Here is a 26,014-nt window from a genome sequence, read left to right on the forward strand (position 1 = left end):
AGCACCCGATAAAGGTGCTCTTTTTGCTTGTGCTTTTAGAGTTTCAGGTATTCATTTGAAGTCTTGCCTAACCTATAGTTCAAGCCTACGCTAAAGTTCTTTGGGATACTCCCCATATATAGCAAATCATTTAATTCTATAAAGAAAGAAACTTTATCAGATGGCTTTGCTTCTATCCCAATACCAGGTCTAATACCAATGCCTATACCACCGGATTCATAGTCTTTATGCCAACTAGCTGTATAATCTATATCAGTTTTAGTGAATTCTAAAACTTGAGCAACAATGTAGGATGTATAATTACTTTTTTTCAAAAACTCATATTGATATTTTGCAACTAAGCTTAGAGCTTTAACATTCAAGTCTGAAAAACTGTAAGTTGATCTGTCAAGAGCAAGTTTTACGGAGCTTCTTGTGCCTTTCCCAAAGTGATATTGTAATCCAACCTGATAACCAAAAGAAAAACCCTCTGTTTCTACATTTGCGTTCTTGCTGCCATGATTACTAAGCTGGGTATATACAGACCAGAAGTTATTATAGCTTATTTCCTTTGTATTCGGTGTATAGTAATATTTGATATCTCCATTAGCGTACTCAGTCAGAATTTTTAGAAGATCTTTCTCCTGCAATTTTATCTGATTAAGATTGCTAACCAGGTCCATACGGTCTGACAATAACTGGCTTAATACACTTACATATTGATAATCATAAGACTTTAATTCTTTGCCTTGTTCCTTTATCAATTTAACGTTATTCTCAAGCTTGTAAATAATGCCATCTTTTTCTACATAGTGTTCTATGTTATTGCCCTCACGAACATAAAGACTGATGTTGTCTGAAATAAGAATTACCTTAAAGATTTGGTTGTTAATGGTTGTAGGAGATTTAAAAGGCCTTGATAAAAATCGTTGGCCGTTAAACAATCTGAGCTCAGATATTTCATCCGGTGAAAACACATGTTTCTCGTTTTGGGCATCCCAGTAGAATACTTCAGCAGGACTATCGAAAAAATAGGATATAAAGCCTGTTAGTTCCTGACCATCCTCTTTGATGATCCGGCCTTGTTCTTTTTGAACTTGTGCAGATGCGCAGAGCGAAAAGAAGAATAAAATTGAAAAGAGTAGAAGTTTTTGTTTCATAAGTAAAGGGTAGTGAAAGGTTTACAAGACCTAAAACTACTATGAATATTAGATAATATAAATTATTATATACTTTACTGTATGTTTATTTGGTTTTATTGAGCTACTTCTATAAATCTCTCCAAATAAAAAGAGCACCTTCATCGGGTGCTCTTTTTATTTAGACTATTTTAGCTTTATATTCTTTTGATCTGGGCGCCGATGGCATTCAGCCGGCCATCGATGTTCTGGTAGCCCCGATCGATCTGCTCTACGTTGTCGATGATGCTTTTGCCTTCCGCTGACAGGGCCGCGATCAGGAGGGCAACCCCCGCCCGGATGTCAGGGGAGGTCATGCGGATGCCCCGCAGGGGTAATTGGTTGTTAAGCCCGATAACTGTGGCGCGGTGCGGGTCGCAAAGTATGATCTGCGCGCCCATGTCGATGAGCTTGTCTACGAAGAACAGGCGGCTCTCGAACATTTTCTGGTGAATGAGCACAGTGCCCTTTGCCTGCGTAGCAACCACCAGGGCCACACTGAGCAGGTCTGGGGTTAAGCCGGGCCAGGTATGGTCCGATACGTTCAGTATACTGCCATCGATATAGGTCTCTACCTGGTAGTACTCTTGTTCCGGTACATAGATATCATCCCCTCTGAACTCCATTTTAATGCCCAGCTGCCGGAACGTGTCCGGGATCAGGCCAAGCTCTGGTATGTGGCAGTTTTTGATCGTGATCTCTGAACCCGTCATGGCGGCCAGCCCGATAAAGGAGCCGATCTCGATCATGTCGGGGAGCATGCGGTGCGCTGTTCCACCCAATTTCTCCACGCCCTCAATTACCAGCAGGTTAGAGCCCACGCCACTGATGCGGGCACCCATGCGGTTGAGCATGCGGCAAAGCTGCTGCACATAAGGCTCGCAAGCCGCGTTGTAAATGGTGGTGGTGCCTTCTGCCAATACGGCGGCCATCAGAATGTTGGCGGTTCCGGTAACCGAAGCCTCATCCAGCAGCATGTAAGCACCCTTCAGCTGCTCCGCACGTACGTTGTAAAAACTCTCGTCAGAATCATACTCAAACGTGGCGCCCAATTTCTCAAAACCAATAAAGTGCGTGTCCAGCCGGCGTCTGCCAATTTTATCGCCCCCTGGCTTTGGCATCTTAGCCTGTCCGAAACGGGCCAGCATCGGACCCACAATCATCACGGAGCCGCGTATGGCACGCCCTTGCTCCACAAATTTCTCGGTGTTCAGGTAATCCAGGTCAATGTTGTCGGCTCGGAAAGTATAAGTATCCGTAGAGTTGCGCTCTACGCTTACACCCAGGTTGCTCAGGAGCTCTATTAACTTATTTACATCCCTGATATCGGGGATGTTGGAGATGATGACAGGCTCTGAGGTTAACAGGACGGCACACAGAATTTGCAGGGCCTCGTTCTTAGCTCCCTGTGGCTGTATATCGCCCTTTAACTTATGGCCGCCTCTTACTTCGAATGAAGCCATTTAGTACTATTTATTTCTTTGGTTTGAAGTAGTCCTGGGGTTTTTTCTGCCCCGGTTTTCGTTGCTGCGGTTCTGCTGCTGGTTGCGGGGGCTTTCCTGGGGTGCCCTGCCTCCGTTCGACTCAAACAGGTTATTGCTTTCAATTTTGCTCAGGTCCATGTCCAGTGCCCCTTTCGACAGCTGGCGGATATCATTCAGAATGATATCGTCTGTGATGCTTTCTTTGTTGTACGATCGGTACAGCGTTTTCATCAGCTTGCCTACCGCAATAATTGCGCCCTCACGCTCCTGCTCGTCCTCAATTTCAGTAGCTTTCTGAATGAGCAGTTCCACGTTGGTGCCATAGTGCTTGTAGCGCGGGGTCACCAGTGAGTAATCCATCTTTTGTGGCTTGTCGTTCAGGTACTCCATCGCGTTTAGCGGGTAAGGCGCGTCCACCTCCAGCTTAGAATCGGACATCACATACAGGTGGTTCCAAAGTTTCTGCTGGTAATCCTGTGTGTCGCGCAGCTGTGGGTTGAGCTTGGCCATCAGGTTAATGAGCAACTGCGACAGGCGCGTGCGCTCCGAGCGGTCTTCCAGCTGTGTAATGTAATTCACCAGGTTTTGCACATTACGGCCGTATTCGCGCAGCAACAGATCTTGCTTAAAAGTGGTACTAGCTTCCATTATATATTGTGTATGAATTCAAATTTAGAAATATATGCGCACTTCGCGTAATATATAAGTTAAGATTTACGGATTAAGACGCTGAAGTGATGTAATATCCTGCACCAGGTGGCATAAATCTTTTTACCCGCTGCACAGGGTGCCTGGTGGCAGCCTGCCGGTTTCCCCATTTTCCCAAAGCGTTAGCTATGGATGCGCAGCTTGGCAAAGCTCAGCAAAAGCGTTTTTTCGCCTACCTCCTCAAAGTCGATCACGGCTTTCACGCTGTTGCCTTGTGCGTCTATCTTGCTTACTACGCCAAACCCGAACTTAGGGTGCTCCACTTTCATGCCTTCGCCTAATTGCGAGGTGTCGCTGGGCTTAAAATCGGCTGGGGCGGTATAGTTGCTGGCCACCTGCTTGCGTGCCGGGGGCGTAACCAGGCTGCTGATACTGCTCTTGCGCTGTAACACCCTGTCGAGCACGCTGCCGCCCGTCGAGGAGTCGCCGTACTTAAAATTAAGGTACTTAGGGTCTATCTCCTCCAGGAAGCGGCTTTTTTCGCAGGACCTTAAATTGCCCCATTGGTAGCGGCTGGTAGCATAGGTTAAATACAGCCTTTTCTCTGCCCTGGTAATGGCCACGTAAAACAGCCGGCGCTCCTCCTCCAGGTCGGCGCGCGAGTTGAGCATCATCTGGCTGGGGAAAAGGTTCTCCTCCATGCCCACAATAAACACGTTCTTAAACTCCAGCCCTTTGGCCGAGTGAATGGTCATGAGGGTGACGAACTCTCCGTCCAGATCGGCTTTCGTGTCGGCGTCGGTGATCAGGGCGATGTCCTGCAGGAAGGAGTCGAGGCTTTTGTCCTCTTTTTCCGGGTCATCCACAAACTCCTTTATTCCGTTCAGCAACTCCTGGATGTTCTCGTAACGGGCCAGGCCTTCCACTGTTTTATCGGAGTAAAGGTCGTCCACAATGCCGGAGTGTTTGGCAATGTGCTTGGCAACCTCAAAGGCATCAGAGTTCTCGGCGATGCGGGCAAAATCCCGGATCATGACGGAGAAGTTCTCGATGGTGTTGCCCACGCGGTTGCCTAAGAACTGCCCCGCGTTCTGCACCACCTCCCACACCGAGTGGTTGGTGTCGTTAGCGGTAACAAACAGCTTTTGCTCGGTGGTTTCGCCAATGCCGCGCTTCGGGTAGTTAATCACGCGGCGCAGGGCCTGCTCATCGTTCGGGTTCACCGTCAGGCGCAGGTAGGCGATCAAATCCTTGATCTCCTTGCGCTGGTAGAACGAGAGGCCGCCAATGATCTTATACTTGATGTTCATGCGGCGCAGGGCCTCTTCCATGGCCCTGGACTGTGCGTTGGTGCGGTACAGGATGGCGAAGTCGTCGTAGGAGAGGTGGTTGCTCATTTTCTCCTCGAAAATGGTGGTGGCCACCAGCTTGCCTTCTTCGTTATCGGAGTTGGCTTTTATCACCTCGATCAGGGGGCCCTGCTCGTTATCGGTAAAAACATCCTTGCGCAGCTGCGCCGTGTTATTCTTGATCACCGAGTTGGCGGCATTCACGATGTTTTTGGTGGAGCGGTAGTTCTGCTCCAGTTTAAATACCTCCAGTTCCGGGTAATCGCGCTCAAAGTTGAGTATGTTCTGGATATCGGCACCCCGGAAGGCGTAAATGGACTGGGCGTCATCGCCTACCACTACAATGTTCCTATTCTGGGCAGCCAGTTTCCGCGTGATCAGGTACTGCGAGTAGTTGGTATCCTGGTACTCATCCACCATCACAAACTTAAAGATGTGCTGGTATTTGTTCAGCGCGTCGGGGTGGTCCTTGAAAAGCACGTTCGTGTTGAACAGCAGGTCGTCAAAATCCATGGCGCCTGCCCTGAAGCAGCGGCTCTGGTACATTTCATAGATCTTGCCGATCTTGGGGCGCATCGCCGCGTCGTCATCGGCTTGTATCACCGGGTCGTTCAGGTACTGTTTTACCGAGATCAGCTTGTTCTTAGCGGACGAGATACGGCCTAGCACCACGTTGGGCTTGTAGAGTTTATCGTCCAGGTTCATCTCCTTCACAATGTTGCGCAGCAGGGTTTTGGAGTCGTCAGTGTCGTAAATGGTAAAGCTCTTGGGGTAGCCTAACTTATCGGCCTCGGCGCGAAGTATGCGCGAGAACACGGAGTGGAAGGTGCCCATCCAAATGTTTTTGGCCTCGTTGCCGATCACTTTCTCAACGCGGTGGCGCATTTCCTTGGCCGCCTTGTTGGTAAAGGTCAGGGCGAGTATGTTAAAGGGATCCACCCCCAGGCTGATCAGGTGCGCGATCCGGTAGGTTAACACCCTGGTTTTGCCCGAGCCGGCTCCCGCAATTATCATGGCGGGTCCTTCGGTGTGCAGCACTGCCGCGCGTTGCGACTCATTCAATAAACTGATATAATCCATTTCTTCTCTTCCGCGTGCGTCTTAAAATCTATGCAAGGTACGAATACAAATCCTTTTTCTGAACATGTCATGTGCCTGCTGCCAGGCAGGAGGCTTATTTATAAAAGATAATTCTTCTCTTATGAACAGGAACCCACCGGAAAGCGTTTATCTTTTGTTCAATAAATTGAAAATGGTTAAGAATTTGCCCGGTTTTTGATTTAAAGCGTGGATAGCTGTAGTTTTACAGCCGTATAAGAACCTAAATGTACCGATTTTGATACCTCATTCTATAAGAAAGGGCCCGGGTGTGGCCTTAGTGCGCGTGCTGCTTGTGGTTTTCTTGCTGGCCAGCCTGACAGGCTGGGCACAGACAAAGGGAACCGGTGTAAAGCCGCCTGCAGCCAATAAGGCCGTAAAGAAGCCCGCCGGTACCAGAACAGCTACTGCCAGCAACCGGCCGGTATCCAAAGCCGCTGCAGCCCCGCAGGTGAAGCAGCGCGTTTGGCGCACACCGGCCATGGATGAGGCCATGGCCTATTATTCAGCGCTCCGGTTTCCGGAGGCCTACGCTAAATTCAGAGAGGCCATAGACCAGGGTGATAAAGATGCGCTTTATTTTGTTGGCCGCATGCACCAATACCGCGAACTGAAGTATGATTCTGTTCAGATTGATACGATACGGCAGATTCGGGATGCGGATCAGTACTTTGCGGCCAGCCAGGACTCCGCGGCGTTTTATTACCAGAAAGCGATTGATGAAGGCAGCGTGCTCGGGCATTTGGGCCTTGCAGAGCAAACAGTTGTGCGGTCGCAGGAAGATAAGCGGCGCTTTATGCAGCACGTTCGCACGGCAGCGATCGAGATCAGGGAAAAAGCGGTGGTGGGAGATGCTTTCTGCAACCGTATACTCGGGGGCATGTACTACACCGGTTTTGGTGAGATAGTAGACAAGGGCCTGGCGTTTAATTACCTGAACAGGGCTGCCGAAGCCCAGGATGTGAATGCCTACACTTCCCTGGCTAACCTGTACCTGAATGGGGAGGGTGTGAAAAAGGATAATGAGAAAGCTGTTTACTGGCTGCGAAAAGGTGTAGACGCTGGGGAGCGCGAGGCCTTGTACACTATGGCCCTGCTGCACGAAGAGGGCACCGTGGGCGAAGTGAACTTGAACGAAGCCCGCAGACTCTATCGCAAAGCGGTGGCGAAAGGAAGTATGAATGCCTATGATCAGCTCAAGTATATCAACCAAACCCCGGATCAGAAGGTGGTTATATCAGCTATTACCCGAGACCCTGATATGCTCAAGCGCGCCTTAAAAGCCGGAGGAGATGCCAATACACTGGCTATTCCCGACGATTTCCTAACAGACCTGCGTGGACGCACCCCGCTTATGCACACGGTGTACATCCCTTTGCTGCTCGAGGATTACGGCGTGGCCTACGAGCCGGAAGTGCGCCTTAAAACAGTAAGCATGCTGTTAGGGAAGGGGGCCAACATTAACGACCGGGACGTAGATGGTAAAACTGCCCTGCATTACCTGGTAAGCAGTGCCCGGATTAGGTCGGAGCTGTACGAGCAGGAGCAGGTAGACCTGTTGGATACGCTCTTAAGCCATGGCGCCAACCCGAATATCAAAGACAATGACGGGAACACGGTGCTGGCCAGGGCCCTTCAGGCTACCATCGGGCAGCACATTGGCATTATGGAATTGGGCAGGTTACTGGCCGCGGGCGCAAAGCCCAACGTTCGCAATAACGATGGCAAGACCCCGCTGATCCTGGCCTGCGAGATCAACGCGAACTACGAGATCATTCTGGCCCTGCTTCAGGCAGGCGCCGATGCTAAACTAAGGGATGCGTCGGGCAAGGCAGCCATCGACTATACGAAACACGACAACGTTCAGAATATTCTGTTGGCAGCTGGGTCTCCTGAGAAACAGCAGTAAAACGGAGCTGCAACTGTCGGTTAACCCCGATTTCTGCGGATTGCAAGGGCATGCTAAACTATTTCCTGTATACTTTTGTCTCCTTATTGACCTACCGGAGAAGCTCTCTTTTTCCGAATTTTTTATATCTACGTATGATAGTTCTTCAGAATACCGTAATCAGTGACGATGTCAGGGATCAGTTTTTTGTCTGTAACCTGGAAAAATGTAAAGGCGCCTGTTGTGTGGAAGGCGACCTGGGGGCTCCTTTGGAGGATGAAGAACTCGACCTGCTCCAGCAGGACTACGAGCAGATAAAGCCCTACATGTCGGATACAGGCAGGGAAGCAATTGCGCAGCAGGGCCTGTACGTGCAAGACTTCGAAGGCGACTTCTCAACCCCAACCATCGGGGACAAAGAGTGCGCCTATGCCATTTACGATGCGGATAATACCTTGAAATGTGCCATTGAGCAGGCGTATTACGAGGGCAAAATAGACTGGAAAAAGCCGATCTCCTGCCATCTGTATCCCATCCGCATCACAAAGTACGAGGACTTTGAAGCCCTGAACTACGATCGTTGGGGTATTTGCAACGCCGCCTGCAACTTCGGCAAGGACCTGGGAGTTCGTGTCTATCAGTTCCTAAAAGAGCCGCTCATCCGAAAGTATGGCGAAGGCTGGTATAAGGAGCTGGAGACAATGATCGAAAAAGGGGAGGAGGGGTAGCACCTGCCTGCCCCTAAACAGAAGACCCCGGCTACAGGTAGCCGGGGTCTTCTGTTTAGGGGCAGTTTGAACTTACAAGCTGCTGAAATCAAAGTTATCCAGGTAAGCCGTGGTGAAGTTTCCGGCTTTAAAGCCCTCATCATCCATCAGTTTTAAATGGAAAGGCACCGTTGTCTTCACCCCTTCAATCACAAACTCACTCAGAGCACGTTTCATCTTCACCAGCGCCTCCTCGCGGGTTTGCGCGCTCACGATCAGCTTGGCGATCATAGAGTCGTAATTGGCCGGAATGGTGTAACCGGAGTATACGTGTGAGTCCACGCGTACGCCGTGGCCTCCGGGGGTGTGCAGGGTGGTTATTTTGCCCGGAGAAGGGCGGAAGTTGTTGCTGGGATCCTCGGCGTTGATGCGGCACTCGATGGCGTGCATTTTAGGATAATAGTTCTTGCCCGTTATCTTGTGTCCTGCAGCTACCTTTATCTGTTCTTTTATCAGGTCGTAATCAATTACTTCCTCAGTAATCGGGTGCTCTACCTGTATCCGCGTGTTCATCTCCATAAAGTAGAAGTCACGATTTTTGTCTACCAGGAACTCAATGGTGCCTACACCTTCGTAATTAATCGATTTGGCGCCGGCAATAGCTGCCTGTCCCATTTTATCGCGCAACTCATCTGTGATGAATGGCGAAGGGGTTTCTTCCACTAGTTTCTGGTGACGGCGCTGGATAGAGCAGTCGCGCTCAGAAAGATGCGCTACCTGCCCATGCTGGTCACCGATCAGCTGGATCTCAATGTGACGGGGTTCCTCCACAAACTTCTCCAGGTAGATGCCGTCGTTTCCAAAAGCAGCCTTAGACTCAGTGCGGGCATCGTTCCAGGCTTTCTCAAACTCAGATTCGTTGCGCACGATGCGCATGCCACGGCCTCCGCCACCGGCGGTTGCCTTCAGTATGATCGGGTATTTAACCTTCTGGGCCAGCTTCTTGCCTTCCTCCACAGACTTGAGCAAGCCTTCAGAACCAGGGATGGTAGGCACGCCGGCCTTTTTCATGGTTGCCTTGGCCGAAGCCTTGTCACCCATCTGGTTGATCATTTCCGGGGAGGCACCGATAAACTTGATATTGTTTTCAGCACAGATGCGCGAAAAATCCGCGTTCTCAGACAGGAAACCGTAGCCCGGATGGATGGCATCGGCATTGGTTATTTCTGCAGCGGCAATGATGTTGGGTATGTTGAGGTAAGACAAGGCACTTGGTGCCGGGCCAATGCAAACGGCTTCGTCAGCAAAGCGCACATGCAGGCTTTCTTTGTCGGCAGTGGAGTAAACAGCTACCGTTTTTACACCCATTTCTTTGCAGGTCCGGATGATACGTAGGGCAATTTCGCCACGGTTGGCGATTAATATCTTCTTGAACATCAGATCAGAATGCTAATTAAAAAATGTATGAAGGCGCTAATGCAGCTATAAAAGCAATGTGCCGATGCCAGAAGTAAGCAGCAGGGATGCGGTTTGCATCAGCCTGCCTGCTTAACGAAAACATCAGCACATGAAATAATTAGCACATTAGCTCGGATCTACCAGGAACAACGGCTGATCATATTCTACAGGCGTTGCGTTGTCTACCAGCACTTTTACGATCTTACCTGATACCTCAGACTCGATCTCGTTGAACAGTTTCATGGCCTCTATAATGCAGATCACCTGTCCTTTCTTCACCTCATCACCAATGTTTACAAAAACAGGGGATTCCGGGCTGGAAGAACGGTAGAAGGTTCCGATCATGGGCGCTTTGATGGCGATGTACTTGCTGTCGTCAGACACGGGTGCCGGCGCTGCAGGTGCTGCAGGTGTGGCAACTGGTGCCGGCGCTGGGGCAGGGGCCTGAAGGGCAGGAGCAGCGGAAACCGGCTGGCTCATGTACTTCACTTTCTGGTCTGGATCGCGCTTTACCGAGATCTTGAATTCTTCTGTTTCGATGTTAACTTTATTCAAGCCTGACTTGGCGATAAAGTCGATGAGTTCCTGGATTTCTTTGGCTTTCATGTGTTATTTAACTCTCTCTGCGTATGAATATGTACGAGTGTCTACTTTTATTTTTTCATCCTGACCAATGAACAAAGGCACCTGAATGGTGGCGCCCGTCTCTACAACGGCTGGTTTTGAGGCATTCGTGGCGGTATCGCCCTTGAGGCCTGGCTCTGTATAAGTGATGGTTAACTCTACGAAAGGAGGGATCTCGCATGTGAGCGGCGACTCTGTTTCGGCATGGAAAAGAATGGTAACTTCCTGGCCTTCCTTCATCAGATCCGCAAATGGAACCATCGCCTCGTTCAGGGTTACCTGCTCGAAGGTGTTCATGTCCATAAAGTTGTAGCCCATGTCATCTTTGTAGATGTACTGGTGAGGGCGCTGCTCAACGCGGGCAGTCGTGATCTTGTGACCGGCCGAGAATGTGTTATCCAACACTTTGCCCGTCCTGATATTTCGAAGCTTAGTTCTTACAAATGCGGGGCCCTTGCCTGGCTTTACGTGCTGGAAGTCGGTTACCTGATAAAGGTCGTTGTTGTATTCGATCACAACACCGTTTTTAATATCAGCTGTGGTTGCCATAGAGTATGGTTGTATCTTGATAGAAATATTAAAGGGTAAAAGTATAGCTCAAATTGCTGCCTTGCAAGCAAAATTCGGTATTCTGCCTAATTTGTTTTTAAAAAGCCAACAAATTTGGGGGCTAATCCTGCCTTTCTTTCAGGTAGTTATGCATGCATAATATTTTTGTCAGACCGATAAGAACGTGTATTGCGTTTTTGCTGTCTGCTTCTGATCGTGACGAGCAGGGCTAGTATCAATACTGCTCCAAAAGTATAGACAGATGCGCCCTCAAAAACATTGTAGAGTTTGGAGCCCATCAGATCTCTGATATTTGCCCCAATTAAAACACATGCCGTTGCTGCCATCACCTTACCTGTAGTGGACAACGTTGGGTAGTGGAACAATACAAAAACGATAGCCGGAAGCGCGAACAGAAATGCATTCTGGCTTGTAAACGCGAACATAGGAATAAGGGCTGTAAGAAAAGCTATCTCAGCTACCTGACTGTTATGCCCTTTTCTACCCATCCGAACAAAGTATAAGAACAAGAGCCCGATAGCTAGGAGCAGTAGCAATTGGTAAATTTTAATTGCAGCTGCAGTCTGTATAAAAAACTGAATAGGGGTATAGCGTGCCAGAACCGAGAAGATCGTATGATTTGCAACTGCCATTAGGTCCTGTTTGGCACCCAGCTCAATCGAAAGTTCAGTTATCCAACTTTGGTTAAGCTGGCTGAACTGTAGCCAGGATGGATAAAACAGCATCGGGAGCAAACTTAAACCTATAATCCCGGCAAGCGAGAACATAATAGCTTTGTACTGACCTTTGATGGCAAGGTAGGGATAGAAAATCAAGCCAAACGGTTTTAAGAACAGGCTTACAGCCAACAAGCTACCTGCTACAGGTTGTTTCTGGTTAAGTAGTGATTTTAAGAAAAATACGTATAGGGAGAGTAAAATAAAATTTACCTGTCCCAGGTGCCACTCCCTGTGCACATGTGCTCCAACAGCCAGGAAAGCGATTAACAGTATGTTTTTGTTTCTTTCCGATATATCGGATGCAGATGTTACAAGCTCAAATAGCACATTAAGCACTAGAACAGTTAACGCAGTAAGAAATAGCCAGAAAATAAATTTTGCTACTGAAAAGGGCAGTATGGCAAACGGAATAAAGTAGAGTGCGGCAGTAGGGGAGTATTTGTATACATAATGACCATCGGATGCAACACGGTAAAGTTGCACTCCCTGTATCATTCTTTCAGCGGTACGGTAATATACTTCCAGGTCGTGCATAGTGAAACGGCTGTTGATAATTTCGCCGATCAATAATACAAGGCTGGCTACAAGTATAAAGTAAAACCAGAGACCTTTGGTCTCGAAGAGCTTTCTCATAAAGGTTTACTAAGGTCGTAAAATGGTTTTGAACCAACAGTTGGTGCCTGAAAACAACCGTTTGCTGCGAAGGTAAAGTTAGCCAATAAGCCGGAAAATTGCCTACATAATGGGTTAGCTGGTTTGGTAAAATGGAATCAGCCAAAAGGAAAAAGAGCCAAGATCTTCTGTTGCTGAGAATAGCTTGATACTTTACATAAAGCAGAAAAAGCGGCTTGTTGGCCGCCTTTTCTGCTTTATGTAAAGTATCCTATTTAGGATCGTATGCCCACTTCAGGTAGATGGCACCCCAGGTAAACCCTCCTCCGAAGGCTGCCAGTATCACATTGTCCCCTTTTTTGAGTTGGTTTTCATACTCCCAGAGGCAAAGCGGAATGGTGCCGCTGGTGGTGTTGCCATACTTCTGGATGTTCAGCATCACTTTCTCGTTACTGAGGCCCATGCGGTTAGCCGTTGCCTCGATAATGCGTTTGTTGGCCTGGTGCGGTACCAGCCACGCGATGTCGTCGCCGGTGAGTTTGTTGCGCTCCATAACTTCTGCCGATACATCGGCCATGCCTTTCACGGCAAACTTGAACACCTGCTGCCCTTCCTGGTAGGCGAAGTGCTCCCGTGCCAGCACGGTTTCTACGGTGGCGGGCTTGCGGCTTCCTCCCGCTTTCATGTGCAGGAACGGGGCACCGGTGCCATCCGACTTCAGTACCTGGTCAAGGATGCCATACCCCTCCGTGTTCGGCTCCAGCATAACGGCGCCGCCGCCATCGCCAAAAATAATACAGGTAGACCGGTCAGTATAATCCACGATGGAGGACATTTTATCGGCCCCCACGATAATTATTTTCTTGTACTGCCCCGACTCGATGAATTTGGCACCAGTTGCCAAAGCATAGAGAAAACCGGAACAGGCTGCCTGCAGGTCGTAGCCGAAGGCATTTACTGCCCCCACCTCGGCGGTTATGATGTTTGCCGTTGCCGGAAACACCATATCAGGGGTGGTGGTCGCACAGATCAGCATGTCCACTTCCTCTGGCCTGGTGTTCGTTTTCTGTAAAAGATCCCTAACCGCGGGCACAGCAATCTGGGAAGTGCCCTTGCCTTCGCCTTTCAGTATACGCCTCTCCTTGATACCCGTGCGTGAAACGATCCACTCATCGTTAGTATCCACCATTGTCTCAAGCTCTTTGTTGGTGAGTATGTATTCCGGGACGTAGCCACTTACACCGGTGATAGCGGCAGTGATTTTACTCATGTGAAGAAATTCTTGTTGTAGAAAATAAATGAAGTGGGCAATTTACTAAAAAAAAATTGGCATAACCTGTCAGTTCCTTTAAAAAGAATAGCTGAAACAGGTTATGCCAATAAATTTTGCCTTTGCCGGTTTAGGCAGGCTTTTTATTCGCTGTAATTTTTTCTGAAGCGTTCCGATATCCGGGAGGCCACCATTTTCTGGGCCTGCAGGACCATGTTGCATATAGCCCGGGGGCTGGATACGCCATGACCGATCACCGCATTGCCGTTAATACCCAAGATGGGACTGCCGCCAACTGCTTCATAGTTAAACTTATCGAAGAAAGGGTCGTGCATGTTCTTCTCGTTCAGGATGTCGTAGATCGTCTCAGCCATTTTCAGGATGATGTTACCGGTGTATCCGTCGCAAACGATCACATCCGCCTTATCATTGAAAAGGTCACGCCCTTCGATGTTGCCGATAAAATTGATGCTGGTGTTCGCCTTGAGTCGTTGATGGGCTGCCTGTGTAACCACAGTGCCTTTGCCTTCTTCTTCGCCCAGATTCATTAAGCCAACCTTTGGGTTCGGAATTTCCAGCACATACTTGGCGTAGATAGAGCCTATCTCGCCAAATTGTTCCAGTACTTCCGGCTTGCAGTCTGCATTAGCGCCAACATCCAGCATGATCCCAAATCCGCCATTCAGCTTCGGAACCAGCCCCCCGATAGAGGGGCGCATGATTCCTTCTATTGCTTTAACGCTAAACATGGCCCCAACCAGCATGGCCCCTGTGTTTCCTGCACTGCAGAAGGCGTCGGCTTTCTGCAATTTTAGCAGGCCGTAGCCAACAGCAATGCTGGAGTCAGTTTTCTGGGAGAGCGCCTTTGTGGGGTGCTCTCCCATTTCGATAACCTGGCTGGCATGCACTAGCTTTATTGAATTGCCAGTGTAACCGTATTCGTTTAGCAGCGACTGAAGCACGTCTTCCTTGCCAATTAGCAGGATGGTATCTTCCTGGTCGAGCTGCTGAGCGGCCAACATCGCACCTTTAACGACAGCCTCTGGTGCAAAGTCACCGCCCATAGCGTCTAGGGCGATCCTCATTTAGTGGGTGTTGTTAAATTATAGAGAACTTTAAATGAAGCAGGCTATTGCTTACAGGGCGTTCGTTGTATAATTTTTGATAGCCAACTTGCCTTTGTGGAACAGGTCGCCATCAACCACATATGCGTGGTGGAAAAGGTGAGGCGTGTCTGTAGTAGGGCAGATTGCGATAGCTTTCTCAGTGAGTTTATAATGAGTTCTTCTCTTATCTCTTCTGGTCTTCGAAATCTTACGTTTAGGATGTGCCATTTTTAAATAAAAATTTACTTGCTAGTTTATACTTTATTCTTTTAATACTCTTTAATTCAGGTTCTTGAGGGCATCCCAACGCGGATCGGAATCCTCGTCCTCGTCGTCATCCTCCCTGTCTCCCTCGCGCTGCGAAGTATAGATCAGGATGTCCCCCTCACTTTCTTCCTCCTTCTCATCCAACTGCTCCAGGTAACGCGGGTGCAGCTTTTTCATGGGCAAGGACAGGATGATGTAATCATGCAGGTGCTGCGCGATGTTGATCGACTGCGTGCCACTGGTGATCTGCCACAGGTCCTCGGACAGTTCCATGTCCTCGTCGCCATACTTCACGCGGAATACCTCCTGTACATGAACCGGATGATCGAATTCATCCAGGCTTCTGTCGCAGGTGAGGCGAACCTGGCCTTTGATTGCGATGTCAAACGTAAGGAGCGTGTCTGTTTTGTCGAGTTCCACGCTTGCCTGCAACTTGCCCCCGGATACGATCTCGTCTTCAAAAAGAGCAAAAAAGGCATCATCCATCGCAAACTCATACGAGTGCTTCTTATTGCTAAGCTTGGCGATGCCGATTTCATACTCCTTTAACTTTTTCACAACCGACTTTTTATTGCAAGACGCAAAATTAGGAGATATTTCTGATAAAAAAAATACCTGACGTTATTAAGACATTATTATATAGCAGCCACCTGCTGCGTAATGCGCCGCTTTATAATGTCGCAGGCCAGAAACAAGGCTTCCCTGAAAGAGGTTTCATTTGCAATGTGTTTAGTAGCAATATCATAGGCCGTTCCGTGGTCAGGTGAGGTGCGCACAATCGGCAACCCGGCCGTATAATTCACGCCGCTTTCAAAGGCTAAAGTTTTGAAAGGAATCAGGCCCTGGTCGTGGTACATGGCCAGCACAGCGTCTACCTGCCGGTATTGGCGCATGCCAAAAAAGCCGTCTGCCGGATAGGGGCCGAACACCAGGTGGCCCCGCTCTTTCATGTGCAGCACGGCCGGCCTGATAATGTTCCGGTCCTCGGTACCCAGCAGGCCTCCCTCGCCGGCGTGGGGGTTAAGCCCCAGTATGGCAATGCGTGGCTTCAAGATGCCAAAATCCTGCTTAAGCGACTCCAGCAGGATGGTCATCTTGCGTATCAGGAGTTCTTCGGTTAGTTTACCCGCCACGTCCTTTAAGGGCATATGCCCCGTTACGGTTGCCACGCGCAAGTCTTCGCTAACCAGCAGCATCAGGCTTTCAGGTGCCTCAAAGTAGGAGGTAAGGAATTCTGTGTGCCCCGGGAAGTTGAAATTCTCGGCCTGTATGTTGTCCTTGTTGATAGGGGCCGTCACCAGGCCGTCCAGCAAGCCCGCTTTCAGGTCTTTGCTGGCCGCCAGCAGCGAGTCGAGCGAGGCCTTGCCTGATTCCGGCGAAGGCGTGCCCGGGTCCACATCCAATTCATTGTCCCAGCAAGTGATCAGGTTTACCTTGTGCGGCACCAGTGAAGCGGCATCATCAACGGGCTGGTAAAAGAAATGCTCGGCGCTCAGTGCTTTGCGCACCCGGTTCAGTAGGGCAGGGCTGGCATAAAGCACAGGCGTACAAAAGTTGAGCACACGCTGGTCTGAAAGCGTTTTCACAACCACTTCCGGACCGATGCCATTGGTGTCGCCTATGCTGATGCCTAATTTTATCTTATGTTTCGTATCCATTTTTTAGTTGACCAGGGAGCTAAGGAAAGTATAAACCAGGCGTACACCCGAACCCGTGGCCATTTTGCCGCGGTAGGAGTCTTCGCTGTGCAGATAGGCAGTGCCGGCAATGTCGAAGTGCACCCATGGGTAGTTGGTGAATGCCTCCAGGAACTTTCCTGCCGTGATATGGCCTGCGTCAGCGCCGCCAATGTTCTTCAGGTCGGCAATGTCAGAGTCCAGCTGTTTTTTATACTCGTCCCATAGCGGAAACTCCACAATGCGCTCATGCACTTGGTTACCCGCTTTTTTGATGTCGTTCATCGTTTCTTCGCCTGCCGTACCCATCGCCGCCAGGCCCTCTTTGCCCACTGCCCGCATGGCAGAGCCCGTCAGGGTGGCCAGGTCGAACACCAGCTCGGGATCATACTTTTTAGCGAAGCTCAGCGCATCGGCCAGTATCAGGCGGCCCTCCGCGTCGGTGTTCATTACTTCCACCGTCATGCCGTTGTGCATGGTGATCACATCGCCGGGGGCCACGGCATCGCCGCCGGGGCGGTTGTCGGTGGCCGGAATAAGGCCGATGATGTGGAGGGGAAGCTTGTTTTTAGCGGCCGCGTACAGCACACCCGTCACGGCGGCGGCGCCGGCCATGTCAGACTTCATGTAGTCCATGGACTGGGGCGTAGGCTTCAGGCTTAGCCCGCCGGTGTCGTATACCACCCCTTTGCCCACCAGCACATACGGCTTGGCGTTTTTGGCATTGTCGGGCTTCCACTCCATAATGTTAAAGGTGGCAGGTTCTTCGCTGCCCTGGTTCACGGCAATCAGTCCGCCCATTTTTAGCGACTGAATCTTAATCAGGTCCAGCACCTCGAGGTTAAAGCCGGCTTCCTGCGCCAGGCTGTCCAGCTGCTCACTGAACTGGGTGGCCGACTGGTGGCTGTGCGGCTCGTTGATCAGGTCGCGCACCCGGTAAACGGCTTCCAGTACATTGGCCAACTCCTGCACCTGCTGCTCGTTTAGCTGCGCGTCGGCTATGGTAATGGTATGCAGCGCGTTGGGCTTGGCGTCCTTCGTCTTGTGCTTCTGGTATTGGTAGTTGCTCAGGTACAGGCCCTCGGCCAGGTATAAGCTGGCTTCAGCATTCGTTTTATCCAGTATGGCAATATGTGTCGCCTTGTCTGTCTTGAGCTGCTGGAGCAGCTTGTGGCCAGCCTGGCGCAGCGCCTCGTTTTTCAGGTCGCTGGTTTTGGCTTCAGGGGCCACTACCACGTAAATGCGGTGCGAATAGCGGTTCAGGGCGATGAGTTTTGCATCCTGCTGCACCTGCTGTTGCACATAGTTCTGCTCCTCTGGCTGCAGTTCCTGCAGCTGTTCTACCTGGTCTTTGGCCATGATTAGCACCAGATCGGTATTTTTAGCGAAGCTTGTGTCGTATTTAAGTTGTGTTGGCATCTGTCGTTTGTATCTTTGAGGTTGCAATATAGTAAGTATAATACGTAAAGTGAAAGTATGGCCTGCCGGCGCAGGAATTCCGTTAGCCATACAATTTAAGTTTAACGGGATTGCGCCGAAAAGTATACTTTCTGATCATCAGCCTTTAACTTAGGAAACGTGGGGAATGTAAAACCAAAAAAACACCTGGGCCAGCACTTTCTGGTAGACCAGAACATCGCCATCAAAATCGTGGAGCAGCTCACCCTGCCTGGCGGCGTTAAGGATGTACTGGAGATTGGCGCAGGCATGGGCGTGCTGACGCAGTACCTGCTGCAGCACCCCAAGTACACGACCACGGTGATAGACATTGACAGGGAGTCGATTGCCTACCTGCAGGAGCATTTCCCGCAGTTGCAGGAGCGCATCATTTCCGCCGACTTTCTGAAAACGGATCTGAGCCAGCTTTTCCCCGGTCCTTTTGCCATTATCGGCAATTTTCCGTACAACATCTCCAGCCAGATCTTTTTTAAGGTGCTGGAGCACCGCGATGTGGTGCCCGAAGTGGTGTGCATGATCCAGAAAGAGGTGGCACTACGGATCGCGGCGCCGCCGGGCTCTAAGACCTACGGCATTCTGAGTGTGCTGCTGCAGGCGTTCTATACCATCGAGTATAAGTTTACAGTAAGCGAGCACGTGTTCCACCCCAAGCCAAAAGTGCAGTCGGCGGTAATCAGCCTGCTGCGCAACGAAGTGAAGAAACTGGCCTGCGACGAGAAGCTTTTTAAGCAGGTTGTGAAATTAAGTTTTGGAACCCGGCGCAAAACCCTTCGTAACTCACTCCGAAGTTTTAACTTGCCCCCTGAAATCACCGCGCAGCCTGTTTTCGACAAGCGGGCCGAGCAACTTTCAGTGCAGGATTTTATTGATTTGACCCAGCTGGTAGCGCAGCATATGTAACAAGTGATGCAGCAGATAGAGATAACACGTGAGTTTATAGAGCAGGCAGAGGAGGCCATCGGGCGCCAGGACAAAGACTTTATCCTGACAACGATGGGTGAGATGCACCCGGCTGATATCACCACGGTGCTCTACGAGTTGGATACCAACGAGTCGAAGTACGTGATGGACCTGCTGCCGCCCGAGATAGGGGCAGAGATCCTCAGCGATCTGGACTACGACATCCGCACAGACTTTCTGGAGTACTTTACCAGTGCCGAGATTGCCCGCTATGTGAACCTGATGCACTCCGATGACGCCGTGGATATTCTCAACGAGCTTTCGGTGCAGTCGAGGGAAGAGGTGCTGGCCCTGATTGACAACGAGGAGAAGGCCGAGGACATTCTGGACCTTTTGCATTACGAGGAGGACTGCGCCGGTGGTCTGATGGCCAAGGAACTGATCAAGGTGAACCTGAACTGGAGCGTAACCCAGTGCATTGAGGAAATCAGAAGGCAGGCGGAGGATGTGTCGCGCATTTACACCGTGTATGTGGTGGATAACCGCGACACGCTGGTAGGGCGCGTGAGTGTGAAAGCGCTCCTGCTCTCGAAGGACAATAAGTTTGTAAAGGACATCTACAACCCCGATGTGATCTCCATCGAATCGTTCCGGGACGAGAATGAAGTGGTGAACGTGATGCAGAAGTATGACCTGGAAGCCATACCAGTGGTGAATATTCAGGGGCGCCTGCTGGGCCGCATCACCATTGATGACGTGGTAGACGTGATGCAGGAGCAGGCTGAACTCAGCCGCCAGTTGATGACGGGTATCTCAGAGAACGTGGAGGAGGATGACAGCGTGTTCCGTATTTCGCGCTCCCGTTTGCCCTGGCTCATCATTGGCATGGTGGGAGGTTTGCTGGCCGCGCATTTCATGGGTTTCTTTGAGAAAGATATTGCCCTGTTGCCGGCCCTGGCCCTTTTCGTGCCGCTGATTACGGCCACAGGGGGAAATGTGGGTATACAGTCTTCATCCATCATCATCCAGACGCTCTCCTCTAATGCGGTGATGTTTGAGAACTTCGCGCAACGTTTGTTCAAACTCGTATTGGTGGCCCTGCTCAATGCCCTGATCATTTCGGTGCTGGTGTTCAGTTTTACGTACCTGTTCCGGCAGGACCTGATTATTTCGATCGTGGTGGCAACAGCTTTGTTCTCTGTGGTGATGCTGGCCTCTATTCTGGGTACCGTAACCCCCATGATCCTGGATAAATTCGGCATCAATCCTGCCGTGGCTGCCGGTCCATTTATCACCACGGCCAACGACCTGCTCGGGATCACCATTTATTTTGGCGTGGCGCATCTGTTGTATAGCCTCTAAACTTGCAAGGCAAGTGTTTGTGTTCTGGACATACCAACAAGGCGTCGTACCCTTAAAAATGCGCTTCAGTAGGTTGTTTTGTGCCTTAGCCTTAACAAGGGTTACCTTTTTCAGTCAAGCAGCTTTAACCTCTCCACAGCCAATAAGCAAGTGAAATCGTCTGAAACTACAGTTCGCAGCAGCCAGGGGCAGGCAAAGCCGGTGGTGCTGATTATCGATGAGATGCACCCAAGTCTTTTCCCGTTGCTGGAAAGCATCGGCGTGCAGGCAGACTACCGGCCGGCTATTGCGCCAGCCGAAGTAGGCAAGGCACTTGTAGGCGCGACAGGGTTGATAGTGCGAAGCAAAATGCGCATTACTGCCGACACCCTGAAGCAGGCTGACAGGCTGCGGTTTGTGGCCAGGGCAGGGGCAGGGGTGGATAACATTGACGAGCAGGCACTACAAGACATGAATATTGCGCTTGTGGCGGCAAATGAAGGCAACAGCCAGGCGGTAGGGGAATTTACGCTCGGCATTTTACTGGCCCTGCTCCGAAACGTTGCCCGCAGCGACAGGCAGGTGCGCGACAAAGTATGGCAGCGGGAAGCGAACAGAGGAGAGGAGCTGGGCGGCAAAACGGTAGGCATCATCGGGTTTGGCAACATGGGGCAAAGCTTTGCCCGTTTGCTGAGTGGTTTCGGTTGCCGCCTGATCGCTTACGACCGCTTTGCGCCCGATAAAATAACGGCCCCCGTAAAAGCCGTATCCTTAGCGGAGCTGCAGGCCACCGCTGAAGTGGTCAGTCTACATATCCCCTCCATGCAAGAGAATATTGCCTTTGCTGACGATGCATTTTTCAGCGCGTTCGTACACCCTATATGGTTTCTGAATACTTCCAGGGGGGATGTGGTGCAGCAAGGGGCGTTGGTGCGGCACCTCAAAACCGGGAAGTTGAAAGGGGCCGCGCTGGATGTGCTGGAAAACGAGAAAATGCACACCTTAACCGCGCATCAGCAGGAGAGCTTTCACTTTCTGGCCAACGCGCCCAATGTGATCCTCACCCCGCACATTGCCGGCTGGACGCATGAATCGTATGTGAAAATTAACGAGGTACTGGTAAAAAAAATAAGGGAACTGCTGGGTAAGTAGCCTTTTTTACCAGGAAAACATCTTGCTACTTGTGTTACTAAATGTGTATATTTGCCTATACACCAAACATGATAGTGCGTGGCTCTTGCTTAGGGCAGCTTACTTGGCAGGTGTTATGCGTACGGGTATATGTGTTTAAAACATAAACACTGCCTTATTGGGAAAGAAGTAAATAAAGTTACATATTTGGCAAAGAGAACGGTTATGCATGCCATAGCCGTTCTCTTTGTTTTTGTGTTTTAAATCGTGGACACTGATTATGAGCAACATATCATATTACACCGCTGAGGGCTTAAAAAAACTAAAGGACGAGCTGGCTGAGTTGAAAACCAAGGGCAGGTCGCAGGTGGCGCACCAGCTAGCCGAGGCCCGCGACAAAGGCGACCTGAGCGAGAACGCCGAGTACGACGCCGCAAAGGATGCGCAGGGACACCTGGAGCTGAAGATCGCAAAAATGGAGGAGATCGTGGGCAATGCCCGCCTGATCGACGAAACACACCTGGATGCCAGCAAAGCCCTGATCCTGTCGAAGGTAAAAATCAAGAACCTTAAGAACGACATGGTAGTAAATTATACTTTGGTGGCCGAAGAGGAGGCCGACTTGGCAGCAGGCAAGATCTCCGTGAAGTCGCCGATCGGCAAGGGCTTGTTGGGCAAATCGGTTGGCGATGTTGCCGAGATAACGATCCCAGCCGGTAAAATTCAGTTTGAGATTCTGGAAATAAGCCGCTAAACCATGGAAGCTTCGATATTTACTAAGATTGTGAAGGGAGAGATACCCGCCTATAAAATTGCGGAAAGCGATCGTTACCTGGCTTTCCTGGATGTGCATCCTACCACAGCAGGCCACACCTTAGTCATTCCGAAGCAGCAAACAGATTATATCTTCGATCTGGACGATGAGCTTTACAAAGGCCTGATGCTGTTTGCCAAAGAAGTGGCCAAAGCCATACGCAGGGCCGTGCCTTGTGAGCGGGTTGGGGTAGCCGTGGTGGGTTTGGAGGTGCCGCATGCCCATGTGCACCTGATCCCGTTAAACAGCATGGCGGACATGAACTTTGCAAACAAAAAGGATTTCAGCAAGGAAGAATTTGAGGCAGTGGCCGAAAAAATAAGATCGGAGTATCACATGTGATTTCTGCCGTAGGTAGATGAAAAAGGGCTGACAAATTAAATTTGTCAGCCCTTTTTCATGCTTGCCAAACAAGTTACGGTTTATACTTTATTGCTGTTGATCCGTAGGCTTCTGCTTTTCCTCGAGCTCTTTCTCCAGTTGCTCTTTGGCTTCCTGCTTGGCCTGCTTCTTAAAGAAACCGCGCAGCAGGAAGTTGCTTTGCAGCGCTTCCATGTTCTCATCGAACTTCTGCGTACTGGTCTCCAGGTTGCGCATGGTACTCTTCAGCTGCCGGGCAAATTCTTCGTCGGCCAGCAATACCCCGGTCGCATTGTTCTTGTCTCCGAGCCTGGACGTTGTTTCCTGCAGGTTCTCCATCATCACAGAAGCCGCGCTTGTAGCTTCCTTTAACTGGGCCATGGATGTTTTAAGCCGGCTGTAAACCACGGTGTCTGTTGCCACCTGGTTGGCCAGGCCGGAGGGGTTGTTGAGCTTGGCCGAGAACCTTGTGAGTTCGCTGGAGGCCTGTGCGGCATTTTGGGAGGCGCGCTGCAAGTTGGCCACCATGGCCCGGAAATTATCGGCCAGCACCGTGTCGGTCAGGATGGCGCCAACCGTGCCCTCGCCCCGCACGATTTTAGCGGAGAGTTGTTTGAAGTCAGTGGTGATAGCCGCCAGGTTCTTGTTGTTCTTTTGCAGGGTTTCCATCAGATCGTCTGTGTTTAGGGGGTTAATGGCCCTGAGCACCTCACCGTCTTCCACAGGACTGGCCGATTGCGTGCCCCCTTCTATCACGATGTTCTTGTTGCCGATAAAGCTCTCTGAGCTGATACGGGCCACGGAGTTCTCGCGGATATACTGCTGCGCGCTCTGCTCGATACCCATGGTCACCTCTACTTTGGAGTCGCCGGAGAGTCTGATTGATTTGATCGTGCCGATCTTCACGCCCGAGAACCACACGTTGTTTCCCGCCTTCAGGCCTCCCACGTCATCGAACACAGCCTTAATGGCGATGGTACTGATAAAGCGCTTCTGTTGCCCTGCCAGGGTAAAAATGCCTGCTACCAGAATTACAATGCCCAGTAAAACGAAAATGCCCACCATTACGGCGCGTTTATTATCTGCAGTACTCATCTAGTCTATAAAATTATAATTGTAAAAAGCTTGTACCCGCGCATCGTCTGTCGCGAACACTTCATCAAACGTACCCTCCCGCTGAAACTGCCCGTCAAGCAGCATCACCACTCTGTCGCCTACGGAGCGGGCACAGGTAAGGTCGTGGGTAATGATGATGGAGGAAGTGTTGAAACGGCGCTGCACCTCATTAATCAGCTTGTTGATCTCCATACTTGTGGTCGGGTCCAGGCCGGCGGTTGGCTCGTCGTAGAGCATGATCTCCGGTTTCAGGATCAGGGTGCGGGCGATGCCGATGCGCTTGCGCTGCCCCCCGGAAAGTTCTGCCGGCATCTGGTGCAAGGTCTGTGATAGCCCCACGGCCTCCAGTACAATGTCGATGATACGGTCGCGGTCGCGCTGCGTCATTTGCTTGGAGTGCCTGACCAGCGGGAACTCCAGATTTTCCTTTACCGTCATGCTGTCGTAAAGGGCGCTGTTCTGAAAAGAGAACCCGATCTTGAGGCGCAACTGGTCCAGCTCCTTCGGTGAAAGCTGGGCCACGTTCTCGCCCAACACGTTCACCGAGCCCTCATCCGGGCTAAGCAGACCAGAGATGATTTTGATCAATACTGATTTTCCGGTGCCTGACCGGCCCAGCACCACCAGGTTCTCCCCTTTGTACAGGTCCAGGTCTACGCCCTTCAGCACTTCAAAATCATCAAAGGCCTTCTTTAAGCCTTTGATAGAGATCACGTTTTTGCTTCGGTCGATCTTGGGGTTTTCCTCTTTCTTCAGCATAAGGCCTTACACTACTCTAATGGCGTTAACGATCTGGAGGATCAGCAGTTCCTCGATAAAAACAAGGAACATGGCGGTTACCACAGATGAGTTTGCCGCCTTGCCCACGCCTTCTGTTCCTTTGGAGGAGTGGTAGCCCTTGTAGCAGCCTACCATACCGATCGTGAACCCAAAAACCACTGATTTGATGGACGAGGAAACGATGTCGAGGAAGGTGATGGCGTCAAAAACCTGTGTGAAGAAAGTGGTCAGGCTGGTGAGCTCGTTCTGGTGCACATTCACATACCCCCCCATCAGCGCCACAAAGGTAGTGTACATGGTTAATGCCGGGATCATGAAAGTGGTAGCCAGCACCCTGCTTACCACCAGAAACTTAAAGGGGTTGGTGGCCGACACCTCCATGGCATCAATCTGTTCGGTTACCCGCATCGAGCCCAGCTCGGCGCCGATATTGGAGCCAACGCGGCCCGCCGCTATGATGGCCGTAACCAAAGGGGCCATAGCCCGCACAATGGCCACCGAGATCAGGGCAGGCAGGAGCGAGGTAGCCCCAAAGCCCGCCAAAGATGGCCGGGACTGGTTGGTGAACACGATGCCAATGATAAAACCGGTCAGGGAGATAAGCGGGAGAGAGCGCACGCCGATTTCGTAACACTGCCGGATGATCTCCTTGAACTCGTAAGGGGGCACAAACACCTCCTTGAAAAAACGCATGTTAAAGGCGAACACCCTGGCCAGCTCAGCGAATATTTTATCGAGCCTTCGGGTGGTTACATACGTGCGGGTACTTTTCGTGTTGTCGTTATCGTGGTTCATGAAAGCCGGTTGAATACCAATCCGTATGCAAAGCTACTATATAATTGGCAAAAGGAGTATCTAAAACAGGTACAACCTCATACGGTTTAAAAGCAGCAGGAGATTTATTTGCCCGACAGCCTGTCGGGGTTGTCGGTCAGGAAGCTTTTCCAGGACTTGCCGCCCTGCCTGGCGTTGTTGCCCTTCTGGTAATGGTGGCAAAGCGCCACCCCAAGGGCATCGGTGGCGTCGTGCAGCTTGGGGTCCGGCTGAATCTTGAGGATCTGGACCAGCATGCTGGCCACCTGTTCTTTAGAGGCGTTGCCGTTGCCTGTAACCGACTGTTTTACTTTTTTGGGGGCATACTCCACATACGGGATGTCGCGCGACAGGGCTGCGGCAATGGCCACGCCCTGGGCGCGCCCCAGTTTTAGCATGCTTTGCACATTCACGCCGAAAAAAGGCGACTCTATGGCCAGCTCATCGGGCAGGTACTCGTCGATGAGCTGTATCATCCGGTCAAAAATTTTCTTTAACTTGACGGCGTGGTTGCTGTAGCTCTTGAGGTGGATGACACCGTACTGCACCACTTGTACTTTAGAACCAGTAACTTCTATCAGGCCATAGCCCATTACCTGGGTGCCGGGATCTATGCCAAGAATCAGTTTATGCGGGGGAAGTGCAGAAGAGTAAACCATAAGGCTACA

General features: G+C 50.6%; 25 protein-coding genes. 7 read left to right on the forward strand and 18 right to left on the reverse strand.

Features of this window, described 5'->3' with window-relative positions:
* Window positions 1–35: 35 nt before the first annotated feature.
* The 4 genes from AC4BAN_RS03640 to AC4BAN_RS03655 all read right to left on the reverse strand — a co-directional run bounded on the left by AC4BAN_RS03640 (window position 36) and on the right by AC4BAN_RS03655 (window position 5,718).
* Complete coding sequence (locus AC4BAN_RS03640) at window positions 36–1,139, reverse strand: hypothetical protein (RefSeq protein ID WP_490563010.1); 1,104 nt, start codon at window positions 1,137–1,139, stop codon at window positions 36–38.
* 176 nt (window positions 1,140–1,315) lie between these two features.
* The gene (murA, locus tag AC4BAN_RS03645; protein WP_490563011.1) at window positions 1,316–2,620 is read right to left on the reverse strand and encodes a UDP-N-acetylglucosamine 1-carboxyvinyltransferase; all 1,305 of its coding nucleotides are present in this window, start codon (window positions 2,618–2,620) and stop codon (window positions 1,316–1,318) included.
* A gap of 6 nt (window positions 2,621–2,626) precedes the next feature.
* Entirely contained in the window at window positions 2,627–3,289 is a 663-nt protein-coding gene (locus AC4BAN_RS03650) for a DUF4290 domain-containing protein (protein WP_490563012.1), read from the reverse strand.
* 182 nt (window positions 3,290–3,471) lie between these two features.
* Window positions 3,472–5,718: an ATP-dependent helicase gene (locus AC4BAN_RS03655; RefSeq protein WP_490563013.1), complete on the reverse strand. Its 2,247-nt coding sequence runs from the start codon at window positions 5,716–5,718 to the stop codon at window positions 3,472–3,474.
* 256 nt (window positions 5,719–5,974) lie between these two features.
* Here AC4BAN_RS03655 and AC4BAN_RS03660 point away from each other — a divergent pair, with 256 nt between their 5' ends.
* Window positions 5,975–7,645 (forward strand): ankyrin repeat domain-containing protein, encoded by a 1,671-nt coding sequence (locus AC4BAN_RS03660; protein WP_490563014.1) that lies wholly within the window; start codon window positions 5,975–5,977, stop codon window positions 7,643–7,645.
* A gap of 134 nt (window positions 7,646–7,779) precedes the next feature.
* A complete protein-coding gene (locus AC4BAN_RS03665) occupies window positions 7,780–8,352 on the forward strand; it encodes a DUF3109 family protein (protein ID WP_490563015.1) in 573 nt (190 codons plus the stop codon).
* 72 nt (window positions 8,353–8,424) lie between these two features.
* Here AC4BAN_RS03665 and accC read toward each other — a convergent pair whose 3' ends face one another.
* The 10 genes from accC to AC4BAN_RS03715 form a co-directional block, all read right to left on the reverse strand.
* Window positions 8,425–9,768 carry an acetyl-CoA carboxylase biotin carboxylase subunit gene (gene accC / locus AC4BAN_RS03670; RefSeq protein WP_490563016.1) on the reverse strand — a complete coding sequence of 448 codons (1,344 nt, stop codon included), beginning with the start codon at window positions 9,766–9,768 and terminating at the stop codon, window positions 8,425–8,427.
* A 147-nt stretch (window positions 9,769–9,915) separates the two neighbouring features.
* Window positions 9,916–10,395 (reverse strand): acetyl-CoA carboxylase biotin carboxyl carrier protein, encoded by a 480-nt coding sequence (accB, locus tag AC4BAN_RS03675; protein WP_490563017.1) that lies wholly within the window; start codon window positions 10,393–10,395, stop codon window positions 9,916–9,918.
* Between the two features lie 3 nt (window positions 10,396–10,398).
* The gene (efp, locus tag AC4BAN_RS03680; protein ID WP_490563018.1) at window positions 10,399–10,962 is read right to left on the reverse strand and encodes an elongation factor P; all 564 of its coding nucleotides are present in this window, start codon (window positions 10,960–10,962) and stop codon (window positions 10,399–10,401) included.
* A 146-nt stretch (window positions 10,963–11,108) separates the two neighbouring features.
* Window positions 11,109–12,236: a glycosyltransferase family 87 protein gene (locus tag AC4BAN_RS03685; protein WP_490563019.1), complete on the reverse strand. Its 1,128-nt coding sequence runs from the start codon at window positions 12,234–12,236 to the stop codon at window positions 11,109–11,111.
* A 349-nt stretch (window positions 12,237–12,585) separates the two neighbouring features.
* Complete coding sequence (locus AC4BAN_RS03690; protein ID WP_490563020.1) at window positions 12,586–13,584, reverse strand: beta-ketoacyl-ACP synthase III; 999 nt, start codon at window positions 13,582–13,584, stop codon at window positions 12,586–12,588.
* 143 nt (window positions 13,585–13,727) lie between these two features.
* Window positions 13,728–14,669, reverse strand: a complete 942-nt coding sequence (plsX, locus tag AC4BAN_RS03695; protein ID WP_490563021.1) for a phosphate acyltransferase PlsX — start codon at window positions 14,667–14,669, stop codon at window positions 13,728–13,730.
* A 51-nt stretch (window positions 14,670–14,720) separates the two neighbouring features.
* The gene (gene rpmF / locus AC4BAN_RS03700; RefSeq protein WP_490563022.1) at window positions 14,721–14,918 is read right to left on the reverse strand and encodes a 50S ribosomal protein L32; all 198 of its coding nucleotides are present in this window, start codon (window positions 14,916–14,918) and stop codon (window positions 14,721–14,723) included.
* Between the two features lie 51 nt (window positions 14,919–14,969).
* Window positions 14,970–15,515: a YceD family protein gene (locus AC4BAN_RS03705; RefSeq protein WP_490563023.1), complete on the reverse strand. Its 546-nt coding sequence runs from the start codon at window positions 15,513–15,515 to the stop codon at window positions 14,970–14,972.
* A gap of 77 nt (window positions 15,516–15,592) precedes the next feature.
* Complete coding sequence (gene pdxA / locus AC4BAN_RS03710) at window positions 15,593–16,615, reverse strand: 4-hydroxythreonine-4-phosphate dehydrogenase PdxA (protein WP_490563024.1); 1,023 nt, start codon at window positions 16,613–16,615, stop codon at window positions 15,593–15,595.
* Between the two features lie 3 nt (window positions 16,616–16,618).
* Window positions 16,619–18,052 (reverse strand): leucyl aminopeptidase family protein, encoded by a 1,434-nt coding sequence (locus AC4BAN_RS03715; RefSeq protein WP_490563025.1) that lies wholly within the window; start codon window positions 18,050–18,052, stop codon window positions 16,619–16,621.
* A gap of 159 nt (window positions 18,053–18,211) precedes the next feature.
* Between AC4BAN_RS03715 and rsmA the strand changes: the two genes are divergently transcribed.
* The 5 genes from rsmA (at window position 18,212) to AC4BAN_RS03740 (ending at window position 22,619) form a co-directional block, all read left to right on the forward strand.
* Window positions 18,212–18,991, forward strand: a complete 780-nt coding sequence (gene rsmA / locus AC4BAN_RS03720; RefSeq protein ID WP_490563026.1) for a 16S rRNA (adenine(1518)-N(6)/adenine(1519)-N(6))-dimethyltransferase RsmA — start codon at window positions 18,212–18,214, stop codon at window positions 18,989–18,991.
* Window positions 18,992–18,997: 6 nt separating this feature from the next.
* Complete coding sequence (gene mgtE, locus AC4BAN_RS03725; protein WP_490563027.1) at window positions 18,998–20,353, forward strand: magnesium transporter; 1,356 nt, start codon at window positions 18,998–19,000, stop codon at window positions 20,351–20,353.
* A 150-nt stretch (window positions 20,354–20,503) separates the two neighbouring features.
* Window positions 20,504–21,484, forward strand: coding sequence for an NAD(P)-dependent oxidoreductase (locus AC4BAN_RS03730; RefSeq protein ID WP_490563028.1), 981 nt, complete (start codon window positions 20,504–20,506; stop codon window positions 21,482–21,484).
* 259 nt (window positions 21,485–21,743) lie between these two features.
* Complete coding sequence (greA, locus tag AC4BAN_RS03735) at window positions 21,744–22,217, forward strand: transcription elongation factor GreA (protein WP_490563029.1); 474 nt, start codon at window positions 21,744–21,746, stop codon at window positions 22,215–22,217.
* A 3-nt stretch (window positions 22,218–22,220) separates the two neighbouring features.
* On the forward strand, window positions 22,221–22,619 hold the full coding sequence (locus AC4BAN_RS03740; protein WP_490563030.1) for an HIT family protein: 399 nt from the start codon (window positions 22,221–22,223) through the stop codon (window positions 22,617–22,619).
* Window positions 22,620–22,706: 87 nt separating this feature from the next.
* Here the strand turns inward: AC4BAN_RS03740 and AC4BAN_RS03745 are convergent, their stop codons facing one another.
* From AC4BAN_RS03745 to ruvC, 4 genes are all read right to left on the reverse strand, one after another.
* Window positions 22,707–23,732 carry an MlaD family protein gene (locus tag AC4BAN_RS03745; RefSeq protein ID WP_490563031.1) on the reverse strand — a complete coding sequence of 342 codons (1,026 nt, stop codon included), beginning with the start codon at window positions 23,730–23,732 and terminating at the stop codon, window positions 22,707–22,709.
* Window positions 23,733–24,512 carry an ABC transporter ATP-binding protein gene (locus tag AC4BAN_RS03750; RefSeq protein ID WP_490563032.1) on the reverse strand — a complete coding sequence of 260 codons (780 nt, stop codon included), beginning with the start codon at window positions 24,510–24,512 and terminating at the stop codon, window positions 23,733–23,735.
* A gap of 6 nt (window positions 24,513–24,518) precedes the next feature.
* Entirely contained in the window at window positions 24,519–25,328 is an 810-nt protein-coding gene (locus AC4BAN_RS03755) for an MlaE family ABC transporter permease (RefSeq protein WP_490563033.1), read from the reverse strand.
* A 104-nt stretch (window positions 25,329–25,432) separates the two neighbouring features.
* Window positions 25,433–26,005, reverse strand: a complete 573-nt coding sequence (gene ruvC / locus AC4BAN_RS03760; RefSeq protein WP_490563034.1) for a crossover junction endodeoxyribonuclease RuvC — start codon at window positions 26,003–26,005, stop codon at window positions 25,433–25,435.
* Between the last annotated feature and the right edge of the window lie 9 nt (window positions 26,006–26,014).

Source organism: Pontibacter sp. GD13, assembly GCF_058216355.1.

Excerpts from the sequence above, each read along its gene's own strand:
- AC4BAN_RS03640 (WP_490563010.1), bottom strand. The coding sequence starts at position 1,139 with ATGAAACAAAAACTTCTACTCTTTTCAATTTTATTCTTCTTTTCGCTC.
- murA (WP_490563011.1), bottom strand. The coding sequence starts at position 2,620 with ATGGCTTCATTCGAAGTAAGAGGCGGCCATAAGTTAAAGGGCGATATA.
- AC4BAN_RS03650 (WP_490563012.1), bottom strand. The coding sequence starts at position 3,289 with ATGGAAGCTAGTACCACTTTTAAGCAAGATCTGTTGCTGCGCGAATAC.
- AC4BAN_RS03655 (WP_490563013.1), bottom strand. The coding sequence starts at position 5,718 with ATGGATTATATCAGTTTATTGAATGAGTCGCAACGCGCGGCAGTGCTG.
- AC4BAN_RS03665 (WP_490563015.1), top strand. The coding sequence starts at position 7,780 with ATGATAGTTCTTCAGAATACCGTAATCAGTGACGATGTCAGGGATCAG.
- accC (WP_490563016.1), bottom strand. The coding sequence starts at position 9,768 with ATGTTCAAGAAGATATTAATCGCCAACCGTGGCGAAATTGCCCTACGT.
- accB (WP_490563017.1), bottom strand. The coding sequence starts at position 10,395 with ATGAAAGCCAAAGAAATCCAGGAACTCATCGACTTTATCGCCAAGTCA.
- efp (WP_490563018.1), bottom strand. The coding sequence starts at position 10,962 with ATGGCAACCACAGCTGATATTAAAAACGGTGTTGTGATCGAATACAAC.
- AC4BAN_RS03685 (WP_490563019.1), bottom strand. The coding sequence starts at position 12,236 with ATGCACGACCTGGAAGTATATTACCGTACCGCTGAAAGAATGATACAG.
- AC4BAN_RS03690 (WP_490563020.1), bottom strand. The coding sequence starts at position 13,584 with ATGAGTAAAATCACTGCCGCTATCACCGGTGTAAGTGGCTACGTCCCG.
- plsX (WP_490563021.1), bottom strand. The coding sequence starts at position 14,669 with ATGAGGATCGCCCTAGACGCTATGGGCGGTGACTTTGCACCAGAGGCT.
- rpmF (WP_490563022.1), bottom strand. The coding sequence starts at position 14,918 with ATGGCACATCCTAAACGTAAGATTTCGAAGACCAGAAGAGATAAGAGA.
- pdxA (WP_490563024.1), bottom strand. The coding sequence starts at position 16,615 with ATGGATACGAAACATAAGATAAAATTAGGCATCAGCATAGGCGACACC.
- AC4BAN_RS03715 (WP_490563025.1), bottom strand. The coding sequence starts at position 18,052 with ATGCCAACACAACTTAAATACGACACAAGCTTCGCTAAAAATACCGAT.
- mgtE (WP_490563027.1), top strand. The coding sequence starts at position 18,998 with ATGCAGCAGATAGAGATAACACGTGAGTTTATAGAGCAGGCAGAGGAG.
- greA (WP_490563029.1), top strand. The coding sequence starts at position 21,744 with ATGAGCAACATATCATATTACACCGCTGAGGGCTTAAAAAAACTAAAG.
- AC4BAN_RS03740 (WP_490563030.1), top strand. The coding sequence starts at position 22,221 with ATGGAAGCTTCGATATTTACTAAGATTGTGAAGGGAGAGATACCCGCC.
- AC4BAN_RS03745 (WP_490563031.1), bottom strand. The coding sequence starts at position 23,732 with ATGAGTACTGCAGATAATAAACGCGCCGTAATGGTGGGCATTTTCGTT.
- AC4BAN_RS03750 (WP_490563032.1), bottom strand. The coding sequence starts at position 24,512 with ATGCTGAAGAAAGAGGAAAACCCCAAGATCGACCGAAGCAAAAACGTG.
- AC4BAN_RS03755 (WP_490563033.1), bottom strand. The coding sequence starts at position 25,328 with ATGAACCACGATAACGACAACACGAAAAGTACCCGCACGTATGTAACC.
- ruvC (WP_490563034.1), bottom strand. The coding sequence starts at position 26,005 with ATGGTTTACTCTTCTGCACTTCCCCCGCATAAACTGATTCTTGGCATA.